Annotated in this window: 16 protein-coding genes; 14 read left to right on the forward strand and 2 right to left on the reverse strand. The window is 53.0% G+C overall.

Annotated elements, in window-relative coordinates:
• Window positions 1-57: 57 nt before the first annotated feature.
• From ACR0C3_RS05285 to ACR0C3_RS05300, 4 genes are all read left to right on the forward strand, one after another.
• Window positions 58-513, forward strand: a complete 456-nt coding sequence (locus ACR0C3_RS05285) for an Lrp/AsnC family transcriptional regulator (RefSeq protein ID WP_170423874.1) — start codon at window positions 58-60, stop codon at window positions 511-513.
• Between the two features lie 178 nt (window positions 514-691).
• Window positions 692-1,741, forward strand: a complete 1,050-nt coding sequence (locus ACR0C3_RS05290; RefSeq protein WP_480757537.1) for a LysR family transcriptional regulator — start codon at window positions 692-694, stop codon at window positions 1,739-1,741.
• A 106-nt stretch (window positions 1,742-1,847) separates the two neighbouring features.
• Window positions 1,848-2,471, forward strand: coding sequence for an NAD(P)H:quinone oxidoreductase (gene wrbA / locus ACR0C3_RS05295; protein WP_480757539.1), 624 nt, complete (start codon window positions 1,848-1,850; stop codon window positions 2,469-2,471).
• Between the two features lie 58 nt (window positions 2,472-2,529).
• A complete protein-coding gene (locus ACR0C3_RS05300) occupies window positions 2,530-3,420 on the forward strand; it encodes an EamA family transporter (protein ID WP_480757540.1) in 891 nt (296 codons plus the stop codon).
• Between the two features lie 400 nt (window positions 3,421-3,820).
• Here ACR0C3_RS05300 and ACR0C3_RS05305 read toward each other — a convergent pair whose 3' ends face one another.
• Entirely contained in the window at window positions 3,821-4,915 is a 1,095-nt protein-coding gene (locus ACR0C3_RS05305) for a tyrosine-type recombinase/integrase (RefSeq protein ID WP_058281578.1), read from the reverse strand.
• A gap of 353 nt (window positions 4,916-5,268) precedes the next feature.
• Between ACR0C3_RS05305 and ACR0C3_RS05310 the strand changes: the two genes are divergently transcribed.
• From ACR0C3_RS05310 to ACR0C3_RS05335, 6 genes are all read left to right on the forward strand, one after another.
• Entirely contained in the window at window positions 5,269-5,703 is a 435-nt protein-coding gene (locus ACR0C3_RS05310; protein ID WP_131726293.1) for a helix-turn-helix domain-containing protein, read from the forward strand.
• On the forward strand, window positions 5,703-6,290 hold the full coding sequence (locus ACR0C3_RS05315) for a hypothetical protein (RefSeq protein WP_480757542.1): 588 nt from the start codon (window positions 5,703-5,705) through the stop codon (window positions 6,288-6,290). The genes ACR0C3_RS05310 and ACR0C3_RS05315 overlap by 1 nt, the downstream gene beginning before the upstream one ends.
• A 576-nt stretch (window positions 6,291-6,866) precedes the next feature.
• Entirely contained in the window at window positions 6,867-7,937 is a 1,071-nt protein-coding gene (locus tag ACR0C3_RS05320) for a linear amide C-N hydrolase (protein ID WP_480757543.1), read from the forward strand.
• Between the two features lie 314 nt (window positions 7,938-8,251).
• Window positions 8,252-9,814, forward strand: a complete 1,563-nt coding sequence (locus tag ACR0C3_RS05325) for an arylsulfatase (RefSeq protein WP_170443616.1) — start codon at window positions 8,252-8,254, stop codon at window positions 9,812-9,814.
• Between the two features lie 126 nt (window positions 9,815-9,940).
• The gene (locus ACR0C3_RS05330; RefSeq protein WP_170382456.1) at window positions 9,941-10,315 is read left to right on the forward strand and encodes a DUF4345 domain-containing protein; all 375 of its coding nucleotides are present in this window, start codon (window positions 9,941-9,943) and stop codon (window positions 10,313-10,315) included.
• A gap of 16 nt (window positions 10,316-10,331) precedes the next feature.
• Window positions 10,332-11,189 (forward strand): DUF302 domain-containing protein, encoded by an 858-nt coding sequence (locus ACR0C3_RS05335; protein ID WP_170617466.1) that lies wholly within the window; start codon window positions 10,332-10,334, stop codon window positions 11,187-11,189.
• Between the two features lie 210 nt (window positions 11,190-11,399).
• Here ACR0C3_RS05335 and ACR0C3_RS05340 read toward each other — a convergent pair whose 3' ends face one another.
• On the reverse strand, window positions 11,400-11,816 hold the full coding sequence (locus tag ACR0C3_RS05340; protein ID WP_170459097.1) for a MerR family transcriptional regulator: 417 nt from the start codon (window positions 11,814-11,816) through the stop codon (window positions 11,400-11,402).
• 72 nt (window positions 11,817-11,888) lie between these two features.
• Between ACR0C3_RS05340 and ACR0C3_RS05345 the strand changes: the two genes are divergently transcribed.
• The 4 genes from ACR0C3_RS05345 to ACR0C3_RS05360 all read left to right on the forward strand — a co-directional run bounded on the left by ACR0C3_RS05345 (window position 11,889) and on the right by ACR0C3_RS05360 (window position 16,435).
• On the forward strand, window positions 11,889-12,524 hold the full coding sequence (locus ACR0C3_RS05345) for a cation efflux transmembrane domain-containing protein (RefSeq protein ID WP_170459099.1): 636 nt from the start codon (window positions 11,889-11,891) through the stop codon (window positions 12,522-12,524).
• Window positions 12,525-12,914: 390 nt separating this feature from the next.
• The gene (gene rsgA / locus ACR0C3_RS05350; protein ID WP_171181864.1) at window positions 12,915-13,997 is read left to right on the forward strand and encodes a ribosome small subunit-dependent GTPase A; all 1,083 of its coding nucleotides are present in this window, start codon (window positions 12,915-12,917) and stop codon (window positions 13,995-13,997) included.
• 4 nt (window positions 13,998-14,001) lie between these two features.
• The gene (locus ACR0C3_RS05355) at window positions 14,002-14,772 is read left to right on the forward strand and encodes a VOC family protein (RefSeq protein ID WP_237217125.1); all 771 of its coding nucleotides are present in this window, start codon (window positions 14,002-14,004) and stop codon (window positions 14,770-14,772) included.
• Between the two features lie 673 nt (window positions 14,773-15,445).
• Window positions 15,446-16,435, forward strand: a complete 990-nt coding sequence (locus tag ACR0C3_RS05360; protein WP_170329055.1) for an AraC family transcriptional regulator — start codon at window positions 15,446-15,448, stop codon at window positions 16,433-16,435.
• The last annotated feature ends 85 nt before the right edge of the window (window positions 16,436-16,520 follow it).

Raw genomic sequence — 16,520 nt, forward strand, 5'->3', positions numbered from 1 at the left:
CGAAATCTACCAACATATGTAGCAATATTGGCATATTCTGCTAAGCAAGAGGGTGAAATGGACGCTAAGGACAGGCAGATCATTCGAGCGCTGCAGCGGGACGGGCGCATGACGAACCAGGATCTTGCCGACGAGGTGAACTTGTCTCCCTCACCGTGTTTGCGTCGGGTCAAAAACCTGGAAGCCAACGGAGTGATAAAGGGATACAGCGCCGACGTTGACGCTGCCGCGTATGGGATGGCCATTACCGTCTTCGTGCGTATCAGGTTGGAGCGGCACAACGAAACGGACGTTCAGAATTTCGAAAAGCGCGTTCGGATGATCGATGAAGTTCTTGAATGCCACGTGCTGACCGGGGCAATGGACTACCAATTGCGGGTTTTGGTATCGGATCTCGAGGCCTACGAGGAATTTATTCGTCACCGGATTCATCCGATCGGTGGGATAGCCTCAATCGATACCAGCTTTGTCTATGGAACGGTAAAAAAGACCGCAATTTTTCCGCCCGGATAGATGGGCCGCGTTAGAATCAATTGTCTCCGAGTGCCTACCTAAAATTTTGTATGCTCCGTTGCTTCTAAGTGCTCTTTGGATAGCCGGTAATTAGCGGTGAAGCGTATTGAAGGCTGTACTTTGATTGTATGTTCTGTTGTTCCTTTGGAAGTTCGTGTGGCGACTTCAAGAGAGAAGCTTGATTGAACCCTTGAGGCACTTTTCTGCATCTTCTGCAATCGCCCGGAAATCAACGCCAGCAATTCAGGCGTGCCGCCCCTTCGCACCAGTGACGCAGTCGTATAACGTGCAGTTCGTTACGCCCAACTGGGCGGCTCAAAAATTGCTCGGGGGCCTGAAGTTGGACAAACTGTCAGTCATGCAAGCTTTTCGCCGTATCGTTGAACGCGGTAGCTTTGCCCGTGCGGCGGAAGACCTTGGTGTTTCTCCTGCGCTTCTCAGCAGAGAAATCAAGCTTCTGGAGGAAAGTCTGGGAACCGTCCTTCTGACCAGAACGACCCGATCCATGTCACTGACTGACACCGGCAGCCTTTATTACCAGGATGCAATTGGAATCCTCGATGCTGTTAAAAAAACGGAACAAACGATCAGGGATGGTTCAAAAGCAGTGCGCGGGCACCTTCGGGTGAATGCATCAAGCTCTTTCGGTCAAACCATTATTGCACCGATGCTGCCCGAGTTTTTGGAAGCCTATCCCGATTTGCGATTTACGCTTTCGATGGACGACAAGGTGATCGATATGGTCGAGGGCGGGTTCGATCTATCGATACGCATCCGCGCTGCCATGCCGGATTCGGCACTTGTTGCCCGACGGATTGGCGTGATGCGGCAGAGAATATTTGCGTCTCCTGACTATTTGGAGCGATGCGGGACGCCGACCCAGCCGGCGGATCTGAAAAACCACGCAATCATCGGCTTTTTGCTTGCTGATCATTTGACGAGCTGGAAGCTCTCGGCCGCTAACGGCGTCACAACATTGGAGCTTGATCCACGTGTGAGGGTTGGCAACAGCCTCGTTTTGCGGGATCTGCTGATAGCGGGGCAAGGTATCGGAACTCTGCCCGAGTTCGTCTCTGATGCTCCTGAAGCTAGCGGGGCCTTGGTGAGAGTTCTTCCTGACTACGAACTGCCTGCGCCGGAAGTATTCGCCGTTACGGCATCTCGCTTGGGAATGGACGCAAAGGTCAAAGCCTTTCTTGATCATCTGCGCCTGGCTCTCAGGTCGTGACATTGTTCAATGTAGGTAAAGAGTGATGTCAAAGAGCGAGACTTAATTGGCGGTGCAACAAATTCCATTCTCTCAGGGAACAAGTCACAGCCCTGAGAGGTCTCTTATGTCACGTATTCTCGTTCTCTACTACTCAAGCTATGGCCACGTCCGCGCATTGGCCGGTGCCGAGGCTGAAGGCGCCAGAAGTGTTCCTGGCATCGAAGTTGACGTTCGGCGTGTGCCCGAAACCGTCCCTGAAGAAGTCCGCCAAAAGGCCGGCTATGTCGTCGATGATACACCTATTGCCTCGCCGACAGACCTGGAAAGCTATGATGCAATAATTCTGGGAACGCCGACCCGATTTGGCATGATGGCCGGTCAAATGAAGTCGTTCCTGGATCAGGCCGGCGGGCTTTGGGCCAGGAATGCTCTGGTTGGTAAAGTCGGGGCGGTCTTTGCATCTACGGGTTCGCAGCATGGTGGGCACGAGGCGACCCTTCTTACAACGCAAGTTCCGCTTCAACATTTTGGGATGCTGATTGCCGGAATGCCCTACACATTTGCCGCTCAGACTACATCAGAAGAAATCATTGGCGGCGCACCATATGGTGCCGGAACGATCGCCGGTGCTGATGGTTCCCGCAAGCCTACCGAAACTGACCTGGCCGGAGCGCGGTTCCAGGGCGCTCATGTTGCAAGGGTTGCAGAGTGCCTGGTTGGATCAAATCTGCAAGCGGAAGCAGCGTAACCCGCGCTGCTCTGTCGTCTCACTCAAATTCTCAAACGCTTCAGCCGGGAGACATACAATGTCACGCTTAACCGATATTCTTCTCACCTCACTCGCCCCAGCGGTATGGGGAAGCACTTATTTGGTAGCTACCGAAGCGCTCCCGGCTGGCTATCCGATTACCCTGGCTGTGTTGCGAGCTCTACCTGCTGGCTTGTTGTTGCTTGCAGTGACGCGCTGCGTTCCACCACGCGAATGGCTCGGTCGCACTTTCGTCTTAGGCAGCCTCAATTTCGCTCTTTTCTGGGTGCTACTCTTCGTTGCTGCGTATAGGTTACCTGGTGGTGTGGCCGCCACCCTAGGATCGTTGCAAGCGATGATCGTGATTTTGATGGCGTGGGGATGGCTGGGAACCCCAATCCGACTTGGTGCACTTGGCGCCGCCGCGACTGGCGTAATGGGTGTGTCTCTGCTGCTGATCGGACCAGAAGCACAACTTGATTGGATCGGTATCGTAGCGGGTTTGGGAGGAGCCGCGTCAATGGCTGCTGGCACTGTTCTCAGCCGTAAATGGCAACCTCCGGTCTCGGCGCTGAGTTTCACTGCGTGGCAATTAACAGCCGGTGGTTTGATACTGTTGCCAATCGCACTGTTCCTTGAGCCGCCTCTACCTGTGCTCAGCGCGACAAATGTCGCCGGCCTTATTTGGCTCGGGTTGATCGGTGCTGCAGCAACCTATGCTCTTTGGTTTCGCGGCATAGCGCGCCTGGAGCCCAGTGCAGTCTCGATGCTTGGCATGATGAGTCCTGTTACAGCTGTCGTGCTCGGCTGGGTATACTTGGGACAAACGCTTAGCCTCACTCAGTCGATAGGATCAGCCATAGTTATTGGTTCTGTTGTGGTTGGCCAAAGCGTGAGTCGAAGGGACAATTCGGGTTTGAAAAAATGGAGACGAGCATGCGCGGCATGACACTGGAGGACGCCACGGCCTATTTTGCAACCTCGCGCGAAACCCTGGAAAACGTCTATAGGTCCTACAGTCCAGATGCGCTTACGAACGCAGCGGGAATTATAAATTAAAGGATATTAAGTGCCAATTCAGTAGTTGGTGGATGTCGGTAGTGAACGAACTGAGCACATCTATCGAACGAAACGTTACGGATATCGTTGTGGCCATTCCTCTGAAAACAACAAAGGCGCCCTTGGGCGCCTTGTTTTATTGGTCGGAGTGAGAGGATTCGAACCTCCGACCCCTGCCTCCCGAAGGAACGGGCCTGACTTTAACCCATTGTAATTATTGTAATGTACTATCATTTCACTGTTCCTTTGTTCACGTTTGTACCGATCTATATCCGGAAATGATCTGGATATCAGATTGCATCCGCCGCTCCTCTCTGGTGATCAGGGTGATGATGCCCATAGTTCTTCTCAAGCGTTTCGTGGGTCATACCCAGGAAGCCGCAGGCGTCCCACTTGGGCGCCCCCTTTTGCATTAGCCAGGTCGCACAGGTGTGCCGCAGAGTGTGTGGAACGACTTTTCGGTCCCCCTCGGTCTCCAAGCCTGCCGCCACAACGGCAGTCCTAAATGCGCGTTTGACGTTCTGCAGTGACTTGCCGCGATGGGTGACTACGAATTCGTCTACCGGAAACCGCCTTCGTCGGCATAGCAGGTGCTTCTTCAGACGCGCAGGCAGCCTAGAACTCGGGCGTTCCTTTTTCGTGCGGCGCCGTCCAACGGGGTTCCAGTAGATGATGTTGCTATGAAAATCGATATCAGACCAGCGCAAGGATAGGATCGCCTCCTTTCGCTGGCCGGTCAGCAATCCGATCCTAAGAAACAGAGTCAGGTGCTCAGTCTTTGACTCGGTCGGCACGCCATCCTCCAGAGGCGTATCGAAGCTCCGCGATACCCGGATTAGCCTTAGCGCTTCATCACATGTCAGGAATCGGATACGACCCTCGGGTTTCGGAGGTAGTCGGACCGTTATTTTGCGCGTGATTAGCTGATCTTCCTCGGCACGCCGGATAGCAGTGGAGAGCAAACTGAGCTCCCTTCGCAAGGTGCCGTCCTTCAGCCCCTTGTCTCGACGGCTCTTCCGGCGTTTCTGGCAGTATTCTTTAATGAGCACATCGTTGATATCGCCCACGGCATAGCCATCAAAAAACCTGATGATTGGCTTTGCTGCATTGGCCAAACGCTCCGGGTCAGTAACGTCGTCAAATCGCTTCGCCAGATAGTGCGAAACTGCGTCAGTCACATAGAATTCGTGTGGCTCGACCGCGCGATCCGGCCTGAAGCGCCTTAGCTTCCATTCTGCGAAGTAGAGTTCAGCCTGGTCGCGATCCCCAGTGCCAGTCGAGTGCTCACGGCTGCGTCCCCCTTCGGTCCAGTAGATGTACCAATTGCCATCGGCGAGGCGTTTTCGGTCGCGTGCAAGGCGGGGCGGGGTCGGTTTGCGGGGCATGCTTTCACCGTAAATTGATCGAGGTATCGTTCCCACGCACCATTGGGAATCTTGGGGTTTCGTCGGCCTGGGGCTGTATAAATATGATCCAGCATGTCTTCGCGGATTAGATAGCGAACGTTGGAAACGGGGATGCCCACTCGTTCAGCTAATTCCCTTGGTGTCTCGAGAATTTTTTGCAATTTCAACTCCTCAATGACTGCACACATATCGAGGCAAAATTTTCGTTTTGCGTTCAGATCGAAACAAAACTACGATAATGCTACCTAAAACGAACCAAATGCCTCTATCAGCGGTTACATTGAATAGAGATAACCATAATCGTGGTCAATGCAACCACAAAAAGGTACATCATGACTGTTCCTGACCTAGGGGTGCGCCTTGCGGCTGTCCGAACCGAGGCGCGTCTGTCACAAGAAGAAATGGCGCAACGACTTAGCATCAGTCGAAGTGCATATCAGTACTATGAACGTGGCCAACGCGACCTAACCGCCACCCTACTTCTGAAGGTTTATGAAGAATTCGATGTCGATCCGCTCTGGATGCTCGAAGGGGACACTGCTGAAGGCAAAAGCCGCCGACATTCGGAAATGGCGCATGCCTATCGTAAACTTGGAATCGCAGTTGAGCACAGAATAATTAATCGCGGCCTTGTTGTAGCACCCGAAAAGAAATGGGACGCTATAGATTTTCTTTTCAAAGAAGCTCTGAGCCCCGAAACGATTGAGGGCCTTAACCAAGTGCCCGATATAGCCAGAATTGACACCATCTTAAGGTTAGTCGCTTGATGTTAGAGAACGAAGTTTTGCGAAAAGCCGAGCAATTGAGGCCGCGCAAAGTGGGCGTGTTGGGCAAGGTAGATAGCATCCTAGAAGAGACCCAACTTGATGCACCGTACCAACCTGGAAGCTCCAACGGAGTTAGGCCGACTAGAGGTTGCCCGAATGCCACGGAATGTGAGGCCTGCGGAGGGATTGAGTATCTTTCTAGAGAGTTTTGTCGTTGCGGCCATTATTTACGTGGCCAACTAGAAGACGAGTACTTGTCATGGGTGCGTAGGCTGGAGCATGAGGTTGAGGAAATATCTACGGATTATTTGCAGAAGCAGAAGAAGTTGAAAAAAGGTTTGATGCTTACAATTCTTCTTCTCACCCCTCCGATAGCCGTTCAAGTTACCAGCCCAGATCTACTAGGGCTTTTCGCGTACCTTTGGATACTAGCCGGGCTTGTTGTTGTGTGTATTCTTGCGTTTATAGAAGCAAGACTTGCGCGCCCAACCAATGATGCTTCTGAATTTCTGCAAAACTCCTCTCTCCAAGTCTATCTGGAACACAGAAATCTAATCTTGAACTCAAGTCCGGATGCTTCTGGATAGACTGGTTCCCTCAAAAGTATGATGGAAGCATGAGTTTTAGTTCTATCGATTTATTTGCAGACTGCTGCGGCCTTTCGCTCGGGCTTAGGATTTGCATTCCCTGGAACTTGTACTTCAACATTTGGTTGCAGCGCGTGTTTGCCCTGATAGGATCATTGAAAATAAGAGATTTTTTCAGGCTAATATTCAGCGCCTCGACAGGCTCGTTGAGCCCGTTCCTGCCGTTTAGCGAGAGTCGGTCTTTCGCATATGCGGTAGGTCAAAAACCGCACATTCCGGACGTTCAAATTCCAGTGTCGGATGGCAAGGCTGCGGACAAAGTTGCCATAGGCTCAATGGTTGTTGAGGACCGGTCTCAGCCCAAACCAGACATTCAGAGTCGGACTTTGCAAAGTCCGACGGAAGGAATAGGCGGACTTTCTTGCCTATTTGAAGATCATGCAAACTTCATTCAACTTGAGAACCGGTGTGGTAGCTTGGTCGAGCGAGTTCATGAGATCAGATCAGTCCAATTGGAGTACGACCATGCGTCATATCGAGCTATTTCGGATATTACCAAAAGCGACCATAGCCTTTGTGGCTTCAGTATCGATGGCCTGGGGATGCACTGGCATCATGTTGACAGGGCAGGATGGAAGCATCGTTCGCGCAAGGACCGCCGAATGGGGGCCGTTCGATCTTGAGACAAAGATCAACATTATTCCGCGAGGTTTCACTTATACCGCAGGCGAAATGCCAGATGAGCGAGACGGAGCAAACTGGACCGGCCGATTTGGAATGGTCGGTATCAGCATGTTGGATCATGGGGCTCCCGCAGATGGCATCAACGAAGCTGGGTTGACCGCCGGGTTGTTTTATCTGCCCGGCTTCACCGAGTATCAGGAGTACGACCCTGACCTTTCCGGCAACACGATTCCCGGCGATTTGCTAGCCAGCTATGTCCTTTCCCAATTTGAGACAGTTGAAGAGGCTGCCACCGGGTTGGCGAATGTCCGTGTTGTCGGGGTCGTAGATGAGACTCTCGGATTTCCCTTCCCATTTTATATGTTGGTTGCTGACCGGTTCGGCGGAAGGATCGTTGTCGAGTACATTGACGGTGAACTGACGATTTTCGATGCTCCGCTTGGCGTGATCACCAATTCGCCAAACTACGATTGGCACATGACGAACCTTAACAACTACGTAAACCTGTCGGCCCTTGGGCTTCCGGAAGTTGAGGCAAGTGGCGTTACTTTCGCGCCCCTTGGCGCTGGGAGTGGAATGATAGGGCTGCCAGGCGACTTCACACCCCCATCCCGGTTCGTCCGCGCAGTCGCCTTTTCTCAGACGGCGCGGGAGACGCAAGGTGGCTATGACACCGTGCGCGAGGCGTTTCGCATTCTGGATAATTTCAACATTCCGGCCGATGCAGCGGAGGGCGCTCAAGACGATGTGCAGTCGGACGACCTGCTTTACAGCGCAACTCAGATCACGACCGCTGCGGACTCCCTCAACCTCGTCTACTACTATCACACGATGTACGACAGAACGGTGCATATGGTCGATATGAAGCAGATTGACTTCGGAGCTATGGGAGACGAGATGATCGTCTTTGAAACCAGCGGTGATCGCGAACCAACGTTAGTCGATGTGACCCCAACGAACTGACGTTTTACCACGTGGGCCGTGGCGGCATCACCGCTGGCTGCGGCCCAATAAAACTTCGGAATGGAGGGTTTACCGCTCCAGCGAATTACCGGCGCTAGGCTCGAAGCCGCGTTCACCACTGTTCGCACTAGTGACTGGAGGCAGCCCGAAGCGGACCTTCACTATGAGCTTTACACCCTCTGAGATGCGGACTTTGCGGCCGAAAAAATTTCTTGCACCAAGGTGCTGAGCCCAAAAAGTTAACAAATCAGACCGTTCCTCTAAGCCGATGTTTTTCCTATGGTTGGTAAGTAGTACCAAGCCGGGAGGTCTTAATGAACAAGCTTATCTCAGTAACGGGTGCCGTCTGCTTTGCTTTCACTGGAGCTTGGGCCGACGAACATACCCCGCCCAACATTCTTGTCATCATGGCAGATGACGTAGGTTGGGCGAGCGTCGGCGTTTACCACGGAGGTGTCAAAAGCATCGAGACGCCGAACTTGGATCGTCTCTCGTCAGAGGGTGCTCGTCTCACAGATTATTATGCCGAGCCAAGTTGTACTGCCGGTCGATCAGCTTTCATGACCGGACAATTGCCAATACGGACTGGTATGCACACGGTTGGACTGCCGGGTGATCCGATAGGTTTAAACCCAGATGACCCAACGCTTCCGATGTTCCTGAAAAAGTTGGGGTATACGACGGGACAGTTTGGAAAAAACCACCTAGGCGACCTCAATGAGTTCCTACCGACTACAAAAGGTTTCGACGAGTATTGGGGTTGGCTCTACCACCTGAATGCTATGGAATATACGTCTGATCCGGATTGGCCAGACGACCCAGAATTCAACGCGCAATTTGCGCCTCGCAACATCATTCATTCATTTGCAACAGAGGAAGTAGACGAAACAGTCGACCCGCGATTTGGAAAAGTCGGGAAGCAGCGCATTATTGATGACGGGCCTGCGCCTCCTGAGCGCCAAAAGACTTTGGATGACGAAGTGACATCTTACACGAAGGACTTCATTTCTCGTGCAGTAGAGTCGGACACTCCGTTTTTTGTCTGGATGGCTCCAGCCCGTGCACACGTCTGGACCCACCTCAGCCCCGAATACGAAGCTATGTTGGGCAATGGGCGCGGACTTCAGGATGTTGTCATGAAGGAGTTGGACAACAACGTTGGTAACGTTCTCAGCCACCTTGAGGATCTGGGAGTTGCCGATAATACCATAGTGATGTTCACCGCCGACAATGGCCCAGAAACACTGACGTGGCCCGATGGCGGTACGACGCCGTTTCATGGGGAAAAGGGTACTACCTGGGAAGGTGGCTTCAGGGTTCCCGCGATTATTCGCTGGCCGGGCAAAATTCCTGAAGGACAGGTTTTGAACGGTATCTTCAGCGGAATGGATTGGATGCCAACACTTGTAGCCGCGGCGGGAGGCCCCACAGACTTAAGAGAAAAGCTCCTAGATGGTTATGAAGGGTACAAAGTACACTTGGATGGCTACAACCAACTATCTTACTTGACCGGTGAGGACGAAGAGAGCAATCGCCGCGAGCTGATTTACTATCAGGGTACGGACCTCCAAGCAGTACGCTACAACGATTGGAAAGCGCACTTTGTCGTTCAAAACCACGGCTGGTCAGGCCCGAAGGAAGAACTGGTCGCCCCCTTGCTTTTCAACCTCCGCCGCGATCCCTACGAAAAAGCTGCGGAGGAAAGCGGTATGTACGTCCGCTGGATGGGTGAGAAAATGTGGGCATTCGGCCCAGCCGCCCGGTTAGTGCAGGCACATCTCGCTACTTTCGAGGAGTTCCCTCCGCGCGGGAAGCCGGTCGCCAATCAAGACCATGTTGAAGAACAAACATCAACCGAAGGCGGCATCTCTCAGTAGAGGAAGCTAGGCAACCAATACGCCTTTCCCACCGCAGCGTGGGCATCCGGCTCGGATCATCGGATGCCCAAAATAACCGACTAGGAATCTCGCAAAAAGCGAAACCTCTACGAGACGGAGTCCTCCATGAGTGCTAGATTGGTCCTTCTGCTTGCTGCCGTCGGCCTCATGCCAATCGCGTTATCATACGGTCTGATGCCAAGCAGTTCGATCCCAGTTTTGCTGGGATTTTCGGTGGAAGGAACGAACCAGACGCATGTCTTCCGTGCGATTATGGGACTTTACCTGGCAAACGCTTTGTTTTGGTTAGCGGCCGTGGTGAAACCAGATCTACAACGACCGGCGCTTTGGGTTCTTTTTTTGTTTATGTCGGGACTGGCCGTTGGACGCATACTAAGCATTCTTATCGATGGAGTTCCGAACGGGATACTTCTCTTTTACCTTGCGGCCGAGATAGCTTTTGCAGCTCTGGCGGCGGTTTCACTGAAAAAAGCACGATGAAACAGGAAGTGAAAAGATGCTGAGGTTTTTCTTTGTTCTCTCGATGATTGCAACTTCATCAATTTCGACATCGGCTCTTGCACAATCGTCATCTGCCCAGAGTGCGGTGGACGAAAACTTCTTAGTGCTTGAGACTGCCGTTGAAGAAGCGGGAGCTACGCCAATCGCATCGATAGATCACGCGCGACTGGCCAAAGTCGAAGGTGTAGAAATGCCAGCGTCTCGTGTGCTCCTTTTCTCTGATCCAGAGATAAACACGCCCATTCTGAAAGAGAACGTGCGAGCAGGTCTGGACCTTCCTTTTCGCGTTCTTTCCTTCGATCAGGATGGTCGTCCACAGATCGCCTACACAGACTCTCAATTTCTCAAAGTCCGGCATGGGCTCACGGACGCTTCTTCGTTGAGTGCGTTTCAGAGCAAGATGCTCGAAGTTCTAAACGACTTGGATGCAACATCAGCGCCGACCAACGGATTGTTTGCCGACTACGGGATCATCGAACTGCAAACTCTGCTCAGCGTACCAGAGGCAGTCGAACGTCTCAGGACAGCTGTCATGGGGCAGGACGATACTGTCTGGTTCGGTGAAATCGATTTTGCGACCGAAGCGTCCCAACTGGGGGTGGACCTGCCGGAGGCGGTACTTTTACTGTTCGGCGGACCAGCACCCGGTGGCGTGGCTATGGCGGGCTTTCCGGCAATTGGTTTGGATGCCTTTTGCCAAAAACTATTGGTTTACGCGAATGAAGAAGGCGGCTCCGTAGTCATTTTCAATGACATCGCTGCTTTGGCTGAGTTGCACTACGGTTCTTCAGCCGAACCTCATCACGGTTTGAACAAACGGCTTACCGCAACATTTCAAAACGCAATAGAGTAGCCGCTGATAGGAAACCGCAATAGAAACCCTATACCGATTGGCCATCTTTTCGTTGTCCACTTTGGGCTCGCAGTCGACCTTCGCTGGTTCCCGTGCCTATGTCTGGAGGCAGCCCTAGCCGGACATTCCAAACTGAACTTTGCAAATCCCGACAAGCGGACTTAGCTGCCGTTAACTTTTAGCGGTCAAATGTCCGCTTCCCTCGGTGTTCTAGTGGTCTCTGTCGCACAAGCCGTGGTCGGCCAACGATGCTAATACGTAGCAGTCTTCGGAAACGCCTTTACCATTGCAGCCCTTCGATATCCGGTTGAGTTCCTTTTCAAGTGTTCGGAGGCGTTTGATCTTGGTGCGGACCTCTTCAAGTTGAGATGTTGCGATATCCGTCGCAGCCTCGCACGACCGGTCGGGGTGCTCCTGCAATTCGATCAGCGAAGAAATTGCTTCAATTGAAAACCCAAGATCACGCGCATGGCGGATGAAGCTCAGCCGCTCTAACCCAGCTTGGTCGTATCGTCTTTGGTTGCCTGACGTGCGCTCTGCCTCGGGCAGTAGTCCCATTTCCTCGTAATACCGGATGGTCGGAACTTTGACCTTTGTGCGCTTAGAAAGCTCGCCAATGGAAAACATGAAGAAACCTCTTGAACCTCTAGTCGCTAGAGACATTACATCATGAACAACCAAAGATGAAAGAGGATTCCCATGGCTGGTTGCTGCGGACATGACGCCAAGTTTGACGGTGTTTCAGATGACTACAAAAGACGGCTTTGGATCGTGATCGCGCTCAACGCGACGATGTTCTTTGTCGAGATGACAGCGGGTCATTTGGCCAAATCCCAAGCGCTGCAGGCAGACGCACTCGACTTCGCAGGCGATGCGCTCACCTACGGCATTTCGCTTGCTGTTATCGGGGCCTCTCTCCGCGCAAGAACGAATGCAGCACTGTTCAAAGGCATCAGCCTTCTGATGATGGGCCTTTGGGTGTTCGGATCGACTGTCTATCGCGTCTTCTTTGTGGGCGTTCCAACTGCAGAGATAATGGGGGGCGTCGGCTTTCTCGCGTTGCTTACCAATCTAGCAAGCGTCTTGCTTTTGGTCCGCTACAAAGATGGTGATGCCAATGTTCGGTCGGTTTGGCTGTGTTCGCGCAATGACGCGATTGGGAACGTGGCAGTGATGTTTGCAGCACTTGGTGTCTGGGGCACGTCAACAGGTTGGCCTGATCTTGTCGTGGCAACCGTCATGGCCGGGCTCTTTCTGTCGTCTGCCTTCCAAATTGTGCGCCAAGCCTTGGCTGAGCGCCGGGAAATGACCGACCATAAGCACGCGGAAGCATGATGCTGCCGACCAAGCGCAAAAACAGACCTTCGCCATAGCGCGGCTTCTTGGGGGGTATAGGCTCGAAGTAGTTATTCGTGAAATGACTGCTCAGCGGACAAAGCTGACATAGTCTTTTTCCTGTTGAATTGCTGCTACGGTAACTGAAGAAGAGTTCCTAATCAGCCGTCAACTGTTGTGTTGTGCACGCGTTCATCCTATGTGCACATAATCTGAAATGGAGATTTCATGTCCCGGTAAGGAAGGGAGGCAGCGCGCCTCCCGGAGCACATTCAACATCTGAAGAAACACCGTCACATTATGGCCGACGGTGAGTTTTGATGTGCAAACTTTTTTCTCACCAACAGCGCCCAGATCAGACTTGGGCCAGAGACATGAAAGTGACACCCTATGATAAGGGATTACTCAGACTTCCTTCCGCTTCGCGCACGCAACGCCGGAAGACACTCCGACTTCAACCCTCTTCAGGCATTGGGATGGCAACCGTTTTTCGCCCAGCAGATCAGCGTAGAAGATTTGTCGGTGACACCGCCCGTTCGAATTGTCGAAGTGCATCGCAATGGCCTGCACGCCCTCGGTGACGGCATCGATACGATACTTCCTCCCAGAGCCGATGTAACTGTAGGGGACTGGCTGATGCTGGATCCTTTGCGCCCGCGATCCAGTCGGGTTCTAGAGCGCACGAGCCTCATCAAACGGCGTGCGCCCGGAACCGACCGGCAGGAACAACTGATCGCGGCGAACATTGATACCGCCTTTATCGTCACGTCCTGCAATCAGGATTTCAAAGTGGCCCGGCTGGAACGCTATGCAGCTCTCACTTTTGAGGCAGGGATCACGCCTGTCATCGTCGTCACAAAGACCGACCTCCTGACGGACTCGCAAAGCTACATCGACACGGCCCGCACGGTGTCGGACATGATCGATGTGGTCGCACTTGACGCCCGCGGAGACGCGCCCCGGACAAAACTGACTTCTTGGTGCAGGCCCGGCAAGACGGTGGCGTTTCTCGGCTCATCTGGCGTTGGGAAATCGACGTTAGCCAATGCATTGCTCCAGAGCCAATCCATCGAGACCCAATCTATTCGCGAGGACGACGCCAAGGGGCGGCATACGACAACGCGGCGCGAGCTCCATGCAATGCCCAATGGATGTCTGATACTGGACACCCCGGGTATGCGGGAATTGCAGCTCACCGATGCAGCTGACGGCATTGATGATCTCTTTGCCGACATTCAGGAGTTGGCCGTGCGGTGTCGATTCAGGGACTGCCAGCACGAATCCGAGCCGGGATGCGCTGTTCTGAAGGCTATCGATGAGGGTGCTCTTGATGGCGGTCGTCTTAGCAGATGGCGCAAGCTCATGGCCGAAGACGCCTTCAATTCCGCGAGTCTTGCGGAACGAAGGTCGCGCGACAAGGCGTTCGGGAAGATGGTCCGCGGTGTCAAAAAGCTCAAAGATGTCAGGAAGTAAGACGATGACACAGTCGAAAGCAGGTCAATTCGTATGGCATGACCTTTTCACATCGGACAGGGCGTGTTCGATGGCATTCTACCAGCACGTCGCCAACTGGACGTATGAAGTCGAGCGGGCATCGGATTTTGCATGGGGTGGCGGCGAGCAGGATTTCGTCCTTGCCCTTTCCGGTGACGAAGCGGGTGCGGGATTGATTGAGACGCCCCTGGAGCAGGAAAATGGCTGGATCTCTTACATCGAAGTTCCCGATGTGGACATAGCGATCAACCGCGTCGGTACACTCGGAGGTAAGATCGTTCGGGAGCCATTCGAGGTGCCGGGTGTCGGTCGCAATGCGCTCGTCCGCGATCCGCTCGGTGCTCTAGTGGGGATTTCTTTGTCTCGGCACACTTTCCCCGTACCGCAAAGGCAGTTCGGCCCTGAAGTGTATGTCAGCAACGGGAATGACTTTCCGCAAGCGTTCTACATCGAACTCTTCGGATGGCAGGTTTCTCCCCAGCGGGGCAAGGATTGCGTCACCCTCCTCGAGCCTCAGGGCCAACTTGTTGCAATCCAGCATGCCGCGACTTGGTCAACTGCCTCAAACGCATCTTGGGTTCCTTGCATCAAGGTTGCTTCAGTCTCCGATGCCTCCCGTGCTGCCGAAACCAAAGGGGCGCGTCTGGCTTCTGTGAATGATAATGAAACCGTTCAAGCCGATAGCCCCATCCTGTGTGATCCAAACGGTGCGCCGTTTGCTCTCGGCGTTAAGCAGACAACGAATCTCTATTAGCTTGCCAAATTCTTCACAGGAATTGCAGAGCGGACATTTGCCCGCTCTGCAGCATCCGTGACTCAGGGCTCAGGGCAGCCGTTCGCTGCACTAGGTGTGAACGACTTCTACGCAGGACAAAGTGAGCTTTCGCTGTGGCTGCGCCAGTGACCGCTATGGAGACGATGCCCGCATATCCGCGAGCCTTGCCCTCATATCGCCAAGACTGACTCTAGTTCTTTCTTCGCATTTTCACTGGCGGAGTTTAGGTTTTATCCGGTGACCAATCTGACTATCGACAACAGTGTGTCCGGCGAGCGCGACTTAGGTTTACTATATTTGAAGTCGTGGTTCGTTAAGCGTTGCTCAATGTTGTAAGGAACCGGGCGCTTTGTGCGCGCAATGCCCAGCGTTCTATTACACTCCAAAAGTCCGATGTTGAACACTCCATAACTCCATAACCCAAATCGTCAGGGCCGTGCGCACGCATGGGACAATCCTTAGTGAAAATATATTGGGCTAGCGGGTCATTTCCCATGGGCAATCAACCGACCAGACAATCACATTGCGCCAAAATACCATCTGAACGTGCCAATTTTCTTCAGGCCTATGGTCCACTTGAAGTGACGCGTACACTAAGGGGTGACGCAAAACCTTGTTATAGGAGGCTAAAACGCCAAACCGCCTTTACCCTATGGCCAAATACATCGCGCAGGTGGCCAAATTACTAAATATTTCACCCGAGCGGATCGCGCGCCGAGCCCGGCTCACCGCAGATTTGACACGCGACGAGCGTGTCGAGTTGACGCCTTCGCAAGTGTTCGATCTGTGGCGAGCTGTTGAAGCTGAAGCCGGCCGCCCCGATTTATCGCTCACTTTGGGCAAACTCTTTGCACACGCGCATTTTACGCCTGCGATGTTTGCGTTTTCTTGTTCGCCTGATGTTCGGACCGGCCTTGACCGCTTGTCAGTGTTCAAACCACTGATGGCACCGGTAACCCTGAAAGTCTCCGAGGAAGGTGATTACCTGCATGTCGCAATCGGATCAGTAGACCCAAAAATTCAAATCCCGCCGCAAATGGTCTGGTTTGAAGCAATCTTTCTGCTGGAATGCATTCGTTGCCACACCATCAAGCATATCGTTCCGGCGCGCATAGAACTACCACTCATTGAACATCCAGGGGATGAAGTGATTTCATACTTAGGATGCGAACCTGAGAGAGGCGCACAGATTTCTCTGCATCGGCAAGATGCCGATCTGCTCTTGGTCACCGAGAACGAGGAAACCTGGCCAGAATTCGAGAAGCAACTTCGAGACCGAATGGCAGCACAGGAGCCGAAAGTGGTCTTCGTTACTAGGGTTAAGAACGCCCTACGCGAAATGCTGCCATCAGGAGAAGCAAGCATTGAAGCGATCTGCGAAAAGATGGCCATATCCAAACGCACCCTGCAGCGCCAATTGAGTGAAGAAGGCAAAACTTTCAAGAAGGTTCTCGCATCAACGCGCTTGGAACTGGCAATGCACTATCTGAACGAAGAAGATCTAAGCATCGAAGAAATCTCGTTTTTGTTGGCATACCGAGAGCCAAACTCATTCTATCGCGCTTTCCAACGCTGGACGGGCAAGACCCCAGCGGAAGCGAGAGGTGTGTCAAAGGTTGAACTGAATTTTCTAAATAAATGAAGTGGCGGGGTTACAACGAGGACAGCATGGTCATCAGGCTGCGCGCGACACATATCAACCTTTTCTGGGAGTTTGAGTTTGTCGG

The organism is Ruegeria sp. CK3 (assembly GCF_056536565.1).